Origin of the sequence: Pseudochrobactrum kiredjianiae (genome assembly GCF_030362795.1) — a bacterium.
GTDB classification, from domain to species: Bacteria; Pseudomonadota; Alphaproteobacteria; order Rhizobiales; family Rhizobiaceae; genus Pseudochrobactrum; species Pseudochrobactrum kiredjianiae.
The window spans coordinates 1-10,006 of the sequence record NZ_JAUCBM010000030.1 but is presented as its reverse complement, the minus strand read 5'-3'; the positions used below and the strand labels follow the sequence as shown (position 1 = coordinate 10,006).

Sequence of the window (10,006 nt, the reverse complement as noted above, 5' to 3'; positions counted from 1 at the left end):
ATGCCCATATTGGGACGTTCATTGTTGTAAGTCCATAACCAATCTGTCGCGAAGGCTTGCGCTTCTTCAATTGTCTCAATGATATATTGGTCTAGCCATTCGTGCCTGACAGTCCGGTTATAGCGTTCAATATAGGCATTTTGCTGAGGCTGTCCTGGTTGAATATACAAGATGGTAATAGAGTGTTTTTCAGCCCACCCCAGAAGTTTACCACTGATATATTCCGGGCCATTATCAACGCGTATAGTCTCTGGCTTGCCGCGCCATTCGATGATCTGGTTCAAACTTCGAATAACCCGTTCTGTTGGCAAAGAGAAATCCACCTCAATGCCTAAGCCTTCACGGTTAAAATCATCCAGTACATTCAATAGCCGGAATGACCGGCCGTCTGCCAACTGATCTGCCATGAAATCCATCGACCAGACCAAATTAGGTTTTGTTGGAACTACCAGAGCATCAGGTTTATCCCTTTTAAGGCGTTTTCGGGGCTTAATTCGAAGGTTCAGCTCCAACTCACAATAAATACGATAAACCCTCTTGTGGTTCCAGCCATAGCCTTTGACATTACGAAGATAAAGAAAGCACAATCCAAAACCCCATGTCTTTTTAGCTGCCGTTAGTCCAATCAGAAGATCTGCAATTTCTTCATTCTCATGACGAAGAAGAGGGCTATAGCGATAACAGGTCTCGCTTACTTCAAAAGCTCGGCATGCACACGCAATACTGACATCAGGCCGTTTCGCAGCTATCACGGCCATATCTCGACGCTCCGAGCGCCCCGTTACTTTTTTCCAAGAGCTTCTTTCAGTAAGTCATTTTGCATGCTCAGGTCAGCAAACATTCTCTTTAGCCGACGGTTTTCATCCTCGATAGATTTCATCTGGCTGACCATCGAGGCATCCATGCCGCCATATTTCGAGCGCCATTTATAAAATGCTGAATTGCTCATGCCGTGTTCGCGGCAAAGCTCAGGAACAGACACACCACCCTCAGCTTGGCGTAAGATTGCAAGGATTTGTGGATCGGTAAATCTAGTCGTTTTCATAAAAATCTCCTCGTTTATTAAACAGAGAAAATTCCACTTTCAAACACCTTTAATTAAAGGGGGGATTACCGGATGCTGTAGCCATTACTACTCATCATTTCCTCCTTAATATGCTTGATAATTATATATAGTTTAGCACAAATTTATCTTGAATTCCGAGCATTACCTATTTTCACCTGAAGTAATATAATTTTCTTTCCTATTATTTATTGTCAACTTTGGAACAAATTAATCCTTCAAACATTCCTTTTATGAGTGATAGCTGTGCCAACCGAACATGATGGTAATGGAAAACACTTGGATTTTTTCGGTTTCTCTAAGTGGCCAACGAAATGGCAGACGAGTTTCTACCCCATCCGGCTATTCCTCACTTAATCTTTTGAAAAGGATAGCGCAGTGCCACAGAAGATAAAATCGAATGCGAAAGAGACAGCAAAAAGATAACGCAAGCTGCAGGTGGAGAATGCTCCTGACGAAACTAAAATTTCTCATTCTGCACAAACGGGCGCTCGCAAATATCCAGTTCCCCCATTTCCAAAACAGCATATTACTAAACCCGGCAAAGAGGCTCTCCTCACTCCGGAACCTATGTATGACGCTCCATATTATAAAGGCTCCCAAAAACTAGAAGAGAAAGTCGCCATTATTACGGGTGGAGATTCTGGCATAGGTCGTTCTGTGGCAGTTTTGTTTGCACGAGAAGGTGCTGACATTGCTATTATTTATTTGGAAGAGACCTCCGATGCTAAATTAACAAAGAGGCTCATTGAAGAAGAGGGCCGTAAGTGTTTGTTAATTAAAGGAGATGTCCGAAATCTAAAATTTTGTAATAATGCAGTTTCCAAGACAATTAAGGCTTTTGGCAAAATTGACATACTGATTAATAATGCAGCTTTTCAGTTACATGTTTCGGATTTTCGTAAACTATCACCAGAGAACTTCGATGAAACTGTAAAAACTAACCTCTATGGGTATTATCATATGACTTCGGCTACATTGCCTTGTCTGAAAAGTGGTGCTGCAATTATAAATACCGGCTCAGTCACGGGTCTACGGGGCAGTAAGAACCTAGTTGATTATTCGATGACAAAGGGAGGTATACACGCTTTTACAAGAGCATTGGCGGCAAATTTATTACCTGATGGTATACGTGTTAATGCCGTTGCCCCTGGCCCCGTTTGGACCTCATTAAATCCAGCAGATAAAGAGGCTTCAGACGTAGCTGAATTTGGAGCTGACACACCTATGAAGCGACCAGCACAGCCCGAAGAACTTGCACCTGTGTATGTTTTTTTAGCTTCCGAACAATGTTCGAGTTATATAACCGGTGAGATAATACCGGTTATAGGAGGGTATTAAAATTAATGAAAGACGCTTCATCACCTCTATAAGGGAGTGAAACTCCTTAATTAGCAGGGGCGGTTTGCAATGAGTGAGGCGCTTCTTGGGTTCCTGGGGTATTCTGGCTCATAGGATTAAAAACTCATATTATAATCGCCAACACTACTAAGGCTATAATAAAATACAAATATTTCATTTTATGGTTCCTCGTGGGGCTTAATGATAGTTAGAAATAGCTCGGCGTAATTTACGCCAAGCTATTAAAAGTTCGTGATTGCGTTTAATTCGACTGCGCTGGAGTCTCTGGAGTGGCAGCGGGTGGCGGCTGAGTTTGTTGTGTCGCAGGTGCGGTGGAGTTCGGCGCTGAGGTGTTCTGATTATCCTGTTTGGTTGCTGCAGTAGGATCTGCTACACCGTCATCAAAAAAGAGTGCCCGATCAAATGTTGGGGCTGCAGTGAGCTCTTCTTTTGTTGCTTTTATAACCAACCATTTTTTACCATCGCTACGCTTAGCTAACTGAAGTTGATCTGGGCTAACCGCTACATCCTTTTCACCCACACCCAAGAAGCCGCCGACACCAATAACGGCCGCTTCGATTTTTCCCTCAGAGCTTGTAATTAAGTCATTCAATTTACCTACTGACTTTGCATCGTTGGCGTCACTTTCATAAACAGTTTGACCAATAAATGATGATACTAAGAGTTGCCCGGTTTTGGGTTCAATAAAACCAATTTTGTTAGCATCTGTGGCGGTATCGGTCGGAGGGTTACCAAACATGTTTTGGGTTGAAATTGCTGCTTGCGGAGGCTGCACCGTGGTGGCACTGGGAGCTGTAGTGGTATCGCTTGTCTGAGCAAATGCCGCACTACCAATAAATAAGGCACACGACGTCGTCAGAAGTGTAGTTCTAAACATGACTATCTCCTTTGTTACGTATGTTACGTATACAAACATATAAGATGACAGTTAGTTCCAATAAAATGAATATTCATAGTATTAATCTGATTGTTGTGCAGATTCTTGCTCAATTTTATTACGTATTTTTTTCAGCTCAGATAAAGGAAGATGCTCTACGCCAATTGCATTGTCACGACCATCTTCCAAAATGGAGATAAGCTCATCTAGTTTTGTATGCAAAGCACAGGAGTCACGATTTTGAGCATTTTGAATAAGAAAAACCATGAGAAAGGTAACGATAGTTGTAGATGTATTTACAATGAGTTGCCATGTGTCCGAAAAATTGAATAATGGACCCGATATCGCCCAAATAATAATAAATAAAATTGCTGCAATAAAGGCAAGATAGTGACCTGCTGCATTTGAAACAGCTTCGCTAAATTTTGTGAAAAATGCACCCATATTCATCTCTCCATTTTTGATACAATGTTCAAAATGAAAATTTGTTCAAAAATTATAGGAATGCGTGCGCATTTTATATGGGTTTTGGGGCACTTAATTGTATGACAGATCCGCAGACGCTTCCAATTAGAATTAAGCTATCACACCTATTTATACTCAACTCTTCATATGGAACCACTTATCCTATTTATTCGTTAAAGGACTAAGTTAGTAAAATTTTTCTTTGAGAAATGCGCTCTATTGTGGAGGATGCTATGCCCCGTGGAGAAAAGACAAAATATACAGATAAGCAAAAACGTAAAGCTGAGCACATAGCGGAAGGTTACGAGAAAAAAGGGATCTCAGAGAAAGAGGCTGAAGGTCGTGCTTGGGCCACCGTGAATAAAGATGATGGTGGAGGGAAAAAGCCGGGTGGATCTGGACGCGGCAAGGCAAGTGGACATCCAGCCTCGCATGAGGGCGGTAAAAAAGGTGGAGCTTCTTCGGCTTCTCGTACTCCTGAACAGCGTTCGGAATCCGCCAAAAAAGCTGCAGCAACACGCAAACGTAATAAGGAGAAAGCAAATGGCTAGTGGCGATCCTTTAAAGGCATGGAGAAGTGGCTCGGTTTGTTTGGACAGGTTTTTACGCTTTGTAAGTGGACTTCTGCCGTTGATTACGCCGCTTCGGGCAGCGCTATTTTATTGAAGTAGACCTCATCCGGGGTCTTGTCGTCAAGACTGGAATGTGGCCGCTTGTGATTGTAGAAGTCGATATATTTTCCGATTGATGCTCTGGCTCCTGCTACACTGTCGTAGGCTTTGAGATAGACTTCCTCGTATTTCACCGATCTCCAGAGCCGCTCGATAAAGACGTTGTCGCGCCACGCCCCTTTGCCATCCATGCTGATCTGGATTTTATGATCAAGCAGCACCTTGGTAAAGTCGTGACTGGTGAACTGACTGCCCTGATCCGAGTTGAAGATTTCTGGTTTGCCATAGCGGCTTAACGCCTCCTCAAGCACCTCAACACAAGGGGCTGCATCCATGGTGATCGACAGCTTCCAGCTTAAAACCTTGCGCGTGAACCAATCAATGATCGCAATCAGATAACAGAACCCGCGGGCCATCGGTATATAGGTCAGATCCGTTGCCCAGACCTGATTGACCCGTGTTACTGTCAGGTCTCTCAGCAAATACGGATAAATCTTGTGCCCATCTCCCGGCTTTGTCGTGCGTGGTTTACGATACAGCGCCGTTAAACCCATGCGTTTCATCAAGGTTCGCACGTGCAAACGCCCAATCTCAAAGCCTTCACGTTTCAAAAACTTTTGCAGCATACGGCTACCCGCAAACGGGTAATCAAGATGCAATTCGTCCATTCGGCGCATCAGTTTCAAATCTTCCACTGAGACAGGTTGTGGCAGATAGTAGGACGCTGCTGCGGCTGATCCCCAGTTCAACGGCCTGTTTCCCAATCGACAGATCATGTTTGGGGTTAATCATCGTTTTGCGCTCCCCGACCAGCCGACCTTGCCGAGCGCCGATCCTAAAAAATCGTTAGCCAGCGTCAATTCTCCGATCTTGGCATGGAGCGCGGTTATATCAACCGGCGGCTCTGATTTTTCCGTTGCACCAAACACATGGGCAGCACCCTCCAGAAGATGTTTCTTCCAATCCGTGATTTGGTTCGGATGAACATCATATTGCTGGGATAGTTCCGAAAGCGTTTTCTCGCCTTTGATTGCCGCAAGGGCAACCTTCGCCTTGAAGCTCGCAGCGTGGTTCCGGCGAATACGTCGTGTCATGGTAACTCCTGCTCAATAGCCAGTAGTCTGGCAAAGTTCAGGCAGAAAAGCCACTTATCAGTCTGTCCAATTTAGCCGAGCCACCTCTTGGAGTATTGCTGAAGCTTCACGTGTATGTTTTTTTTGGCTGGAACGGAAAACAAGTCCCTATGGCTCCTATCGTTAGAAAAGAAGAGGGCGCTATCTATTTTTTAACTGACAGTCGTTCGGAGAAGGTAGGGGATATCAAGGGCGAGGTGATTGTACATCTAACCTTTTCTGATCATGCAGCAAATGATTATCTTTTTATAGAAGGAGATGCTCAGGTTTTTAATGATCGAAAGAAGATACATGATTTGTGGACTCCCTTTTCAAAAGCTTTTTGGGATTCTGCTGATGATCCAAACATCCGTTTGATTGTTGTATCTCCTAACCGCGCTGAATTCTGGGATGGCCCTAATTCATTAACCGTCGCAGTAAAAATGATGTTTGCATCAGTTACGGGAATTAAACCTGATTTGGGCGACCATCGCGAGACAGGTATGTAAATAAGAATGATAATTTTTAGAGCAACTACAATATAAAACCTACACGTCTCGTTTGTGGGTCTATTTAAGACCTATGATTATTTAGCAATATAATTCCCTGCGGCATTTATACGGAGGAGGGATATCATGAAAATTACCCGATCTTGTTAGCTTGAATCTTGTACCACATCGCAACTGAGAAAAGGCTTTATTACCATAAAAGGAACCCCGAATTTCCGGGGCTCCTTACTTTAGGAAATTAATAAATTACGTTTTATTAATTGATGAAATCGCCAAATTTGTAAGCTTATTATTGGTGGCTTTTTCTTGATCAAGAATTCCACTTAAGAGTGTATGAGCTTCGTCATGTCCAAGTTCTTTCGCCCATTCACGTAGCGAGCCATATCGGGCAATTTCATAGTGTTCGACAGCTTGGCACGCGGCCAACAAACCAGCATCCAGTGCTGTGCCTGAGGCCTCTTCAATTAACCCGTCAGTTTCTTTGATGAGCCCTTCTATTGCATCACACTTTTCGCCTTCGGCCTTCAGACCAATAGACTTAAATACCTGCTTAAGCACTTCAATTTGATCTTTTGTTTCCGCAAGATGATCATTTGCCGCTTGTTTCAATTTAGCATCTTTTGCTGCCTTAGCAACATTTGGGAGTGCTTTTGTAATAGCATTCTCAGCGTAATATACATCTTTAAGAGTATGCACAAAAATATCTGCTAATGTTTTCATTTCATTCCTCCTGTTGTCTTAGATAACGCTTGAATGGCGACTATGGTTGCGATTACGCAAAATAAGTTCATTTATTAGTAAACTGTTCTAGCTCCTCAATTATTTTAGAAACGAATGATGGAAGATCGTCGGGGTTTCTTGAGGTGATTATTGCAGTGTCACAGACCACACTATCATCTACCCAAATGCCGCCAGCGTTTTTAATATCAGTTTTGATGGACTTATATGAGGTCACACAAAGGCCATTTATTATCTGTGCTTCAACAAGAAGCCAAGGTGCATGACATATTGCAGCTATGATTTTACAGTGCTTATGAAACTCCTGAATAAGTGTAATTACCGTTTTTTCTGTTCGCAAAAGATCAGGATTAATTTGCCCGCCAGGAAGGATGAGACAATCAAAATCCTGCACATTTATCTCTTTTATTAAATAGTCTACGGTGATTTGGTCTCCCCAATCGCCATTATCCCAGCTTTTAATCGGATCACTCGACAATGATGCAATTTTTACGTCTGCGCCAAATTTCTTAAGCTCTTCGAAAGGAACACGCAGTTCAGAACGTTCGTACCCATGCGTGGCAACGATGAGAACCTTATAATCGTTAGGGTTTAAAGGCATTAATTTTCTCCTTTAGGTGCGTATTACAAAACCAACTTTTAAAGCATCGAAAAGCTCCCAAAAAAATAGCGCATGAAAACTATAAGGATTCATGCGCTATTATCTTAAGTGTTAAGGTCAGTCGGTGTGCTATTTACGGTAGGCTAGACCACTCCAAATGCGTCCTTCATCACGATGGCGACCGCCATGGATTGCGCCGATATAAGCTGCTGCTGCAGCCACTAACGCTGCTGCTGCGAGAAGAAAAGCGCTTAGAATAGAAGCTACGCGGGCTTTTTCGGCCACTTCAATCGCTTTTTCCTTGGCATCTGCAACGGTTTTCTCAGCACTAGCCTTCAACTCGTCAAATTGCTTTTGGGCTTCTTCGACTTTTTTCTGTGCCTCTGCGCGCAGCTCTCCCACACGTGCTATAGATTGATCTACGCGTGTTTGGGCTTCTGTCTGGGTTAAGTTCGTCTGAGCCGCAACTTCTGAAACTAACCAGGTTCGATCGGCATCAGAAATCTCACCTGTTCGCAAAAGGCTCCCCAGAATTCCAGTTACCTGTCGTGTTGCTCTATCCACATTCCCAATCTGGGAGTCTGCTGTTTCTGGGGTTGCTGCGCTTTTACGCAACAAGCTATCGGTTATATAATCAAACGGATTATTTTTAAGGCTCTGAGGAAGCATTTCATCAAAGGTAGGCGCTACTGCTTGTCCAGCTCCTTGAGCCGCGCCTGCTAGTGCATTTCCTGCCCCGGATATCAGACCTCCACCCAGTTGACCAATGCCTTGAGCTGTACCACCGATGGCCGAACCTGTGGCTTCAAGTGTTGACTGAGCGACATTGCTAACAGCTTTTACCCCACCAGTGATAGCACTTGCAGCGAAAAAACCGGAGATTAGTATGCCGATACCCCATACAGCCAAACCATTGAGTCCATCACGAATAGTCGTTTCATCACGGGTTGCATTTCCAACTGGACGTCTCATTCTACCGGTTATGTAACCACCGAGCATATAAGATGCGACCATAGAAATAACGGCGAAAAGCGCGGTTATTATCAACCACGTCGTGCTGATATCGCCACCGTCCTCTGCCGTTATTGAACCAAGACCTAATCCGGCTGCAAATGTGGTGAACACCACTACAATACCAGCCGAAATCACTGAACCAGCTAGGATTGCGGCCCAATCGACATAACTGCGATCTGATTCAACTTTAATATTATTTTGCTCTACCATTATCGTAATCCCAACATTGAAAGGATAAACAAGACAATCACAACAAGACCAACAAGATAAATAATGGAATTCATAGAGCTACCCTCCTATACGGATTTGCACCGTGGAATTAATAATAGTAATTTTTATAGAACTATTAGTACGTTCAGCTTTTATAACGTCGCTGAGTAAAATAAGTTGCACGCATATAATTGGATAAGCCTTCCCATACTAATTTTAATTCAGAGAGAGGGTTTTTCGTAAAATGCACTAATTTAAGTAAAATCTCATATTTATTGCACTGAATAATATTATTTTAAGTTTTTAAGTATTTTTTATTGTAATTATCTAATTACAAAATATAGATTCAGTATTTTAGTTAACTGCAAATTTTATGGAACCTACATTATGTTTTTGCGTTGAATATTTATCGGATTTTCGTGAATATTCTATGGGACTTAAAACATGTGTGGCATATGTGGTGAAATCAATTTCAAGGGCGAGCCTAGTATTGTAAATGTAGAAAAAATGATGCGCAATTTGCAATCGCGGGGTCCAGATGCAGCAGGCCTGCTCAAGCAAGGAAACGTCGCCTTTGGACACCGGCGTCTTAGTATCATTGACAAGTCAAACTCATCGCAGCAGCCAATGTTTGACCCGCAATTAGGGCTAGCGATTGTATTTAATGGATGTATTTACAATTACGTCGAGCTAAGAACAGAATTGAAATCAAAGGGCTATCAATTTTTTTCTACGGGCGACACGGAAGTCATTCTCAAGGCATATCATGCATGGGGTATGGACTGTTTAAACAAGCTTCTCGGAATGTTTGCTTTTGCAATTTGGGAACAAGATAGTGGGCGTACGATAGTGGTGCGCGACCGCCTTGGTATTAAACCTCTATATTATAATGAGAATACCGAGTATTTTCGCTTTGCTTCAACACTTCCCGCATTATTAGAATGTGGCGATGTCGACACGTCCATTGATAGCGTTGCTCTACATTACTATATGAGCTTTCATGCGGCGGTGCCTGCGCCTTTCACTATATTAAAAGGCATTCGCAAGTTACCTCCTGCGACTTACATGGTGATTGACCGAACGGGCAAACGTGAAGAGCATCGCTATTGGTCGTTGAATTATGAATCACGTTCTGCCGATACCCAGTATTCAAAACAGGATTGGCAAGAGATGGTATTCGATGCCGTTGAGCTAGCCGTCATGCGACGTCAGATTGCGGATGTTCCAACCGGCGTCCTGTTGTCAGGCGGACTGGATGGTTGTGTCGCAAATTTTGCAGTAAGTTAAGTGCGGCCTTATCTGTGGGCACAATTATGCTGCGAGCTCCGCGAACACTACGAATGGCGATTGATTGTCGTTGGCGAATTGATTCTTGCGGATCATG

The 10,006-nt window shown here is 43.2% G+C and carries 9 protein-coding genes and 3 pseudogenes; 4 read left to right on the top strand and 8 right to left on the bottom strand.

Features of this window, described 5'->3' with window-relative positions:
• A protein-coding gene (locus tag QUF18_RS19960; RefSeq protein ID WP_289388842.1) for an IS3 family transposase occupies positions 1–1,045 on the bottom strand; the annotation gives its coding sequence in 2 pieces (ribosomal slippage) (positions 1–784 and positions 784–1,045; 1,046 coding nt annotated over the 2 pieces). This gene is flagged as partial in the annotation.
• Between the two features lie 450 nt (positions 1,046–1,495).
• Between QUF18_RS19960 and QUF18_RS19955 the strand changes: the two genes are divergently transcribed.
• On the top strand, positions 1,496–2,404 hold the full coding sequence (locus tag QUF18_RS19955) for an SDR family oxidoreductase (protein WP_289389010.1): 909 nt from the start codon (positions 1,496–1,498) through the stop codon (positions 2,402–2,404).
• Between the two features lie 262 nt (positions 2,405–2,666).
• Here the strand turns inward: QUF18_RS19955 and QUF18_RS19950 are convergent, their stop codons facing one another.
• The gene (locus QUF18_RS19950; protein WP_113946528.1) at positions 2,667–3,302 is read right to left on the bottom strand and encodes a PRC-barrel domain-containing protein; all 636 of its coding nucleotides are present in this window, start codon (positions 3,300–3,302) and stop codon (positions 2,667–2,669) included.
• A gap of 81 nt (positions 3,303–3,383) precedes the next feature.
• Positions 3,384–3,746: a low affinity iron permease family protein gene (locus tag QUF18_RS19945; RefSeq protein WP_113946529.1), complete on the bottom strand. Its 363-nt coding sequence runs from the start codon at positions 3,744–3,746 to the stop codon at positions 3,384–3,386.
• Between the two features lie 254 nt (positions 3,747–4,000).
• Here QUF18_RS19945 and QUF18_RS19940 point away from each other — a divergent pair, with 254 nt between their 5' ends.
• Entirely contained in the window at positions 4,001–4,318 is a 318-nt protein-coding gene (locus QUF18_RS19940) for a plasmid stabilization protein (RefSeq protein WP_289389009.1), read from the top strand.
• 83 nt (positions 4,319–4,401) lie between these two features.
• Here QUF18_RS19940 and QUF18_RS19935 read toward each other — a convergent pair.
• Positions 4,402–5,532 (bottom strand): annotated as a pseudogene (locus tag QUF18_RS19935) (IS3 family transposase).
• 149 nt (positions 5,533–5,681) lie between these two features.
• On the opposite strand from QUF18_RS19935, the gene QUF18_RS19930 reads away from it, so the two are divergent.
• Complete coding sequence (locus QUF18_RS19930) at positions 5,682–6,059, top strand: pyridoxamine 5'-phosphate oxidase family protein (protein WP_113946542.1); 378 nt, start codon at positions 5,682–5,684, stop codon at positions 6,057–6,059.
• Between the two features lie 246 nt (positions 6,060–6,305).
• On the opposite strand, the gene QUF18_RS19925 is transcribed toward QUF18_RS19930, so the two are convergent.
• From QUF18_RS19925 to QUF18_RS19915, 3 genes are all read right to left on the bottom strand, one after another.
• The gene (locus QUF18_RS19925) at positions 6,306–6,779 is read right to left on the bottom strand and encodes a YciE/YciF ferroxidase family protein (protein ID WP_213600387.1); all 474 of its coding nucleotides are present in this window, start codon (positions 6,777–6,779) and stop codon (positions 6,306–6,308) included.
• Positions 6,780–6,846: 67 nt separating this feature from the next.
• Positions 6,847–7,398 (bottom strand): DJ-1/PfpI/YhbO family deglycase/protease, encoded by a 552-nt coding sequence (locus tag QUF18_RS19920; protein ID WP_289389008.1) that lies wholly within the window; start codon positions 7,396–7,398, stop codon positions 6,847–6,849.
• Positions 7,399–7,527: 129 nt separating this feature from the next.
• Positions 7,528–8,622: a hypothetical protein gene (locus tag QUF18_RS19915; RefSeq protein WP_113946541.1), complete on the bottom strand. Its 1,095-nt coding sequence runs from the start codon at positions 8,620–8,622 to the stop codon at positions 7,528–7,530.
• A gap of 444 nt (positions 8,623–9,066) precedes the next feature.
• Between QUF18_RS19915 and QUF18_RS19910 the strand changes: the two are divergent.
• A pseudogene (locus QUF18_RS19910) lies at positions 9,067–9,879 on the top strand (asparagine synthase family amidotransferase); the annotation flags it as partial.
• A gap of 54 nt (positions 9,880–9,933) precedes the next feature.
• Here QUF18_RS19910 and QUF18_RS19905 read toward each other — a convergent pair.
• Positions 9,934–10,006: pseudogene (locus QUF18_RS19905) on the bottom strand (IS6 family transposase); the annotation flags it as partial.

Bases quoted from the DNA above. Each gene is read 5' to 3' on its own strand.
- QUF18_RS19915 (WP_113946541.1), bottom strand. From the start codon at position 8,622: ATGGTAGAGCAAAATAATATTAAAGTTGAATCAGATCGCAGTTATGTC.
- QUF18_RS19945 (WP_113946529.1), bottom strand. From the start codon at position 3,746: ATGGGTGCATTTTTCACAAAATTTAGCGAAGCTGTTTCAAATGCAGCA.
- QUF18_RS19950 (WP_113946528.1), bottom strand. From the start codon at position 3,302: ATGTTTAGAACTACACTTCTGACGACGTCGTGTGCCTTATTTATTGGT.
- QUF18_RS19930 (WP_113946542.1), top strand. From the start codon at position 5,682: ATGGCTCCTATCGTTAGAAAAGAAGAGGGCGCTATCTATTTTTTAACT.
- QUF18_RS19920 (WP_289389008.1), bottom strand. From the start codon at position 7,398: ATGCCTTTAAACCCTAACGATTATAAGGTTCTCATCGTTGCCACGCAT.
- QUF18_RS19925 (WP_213600387.1), bottom strand. From the start codon at position 6,779: ATGAAAACATTAGCAGATATTTTTGTGCATACTCTTAAAGATGTATAT.
- QUF18_RS19940 (WP_289389009.1), top strand. From the start codon at position 4,001: ATGCCCCGTGGAGAAAAGACAAAATATACAGATAAGCAAAAACGTAAA.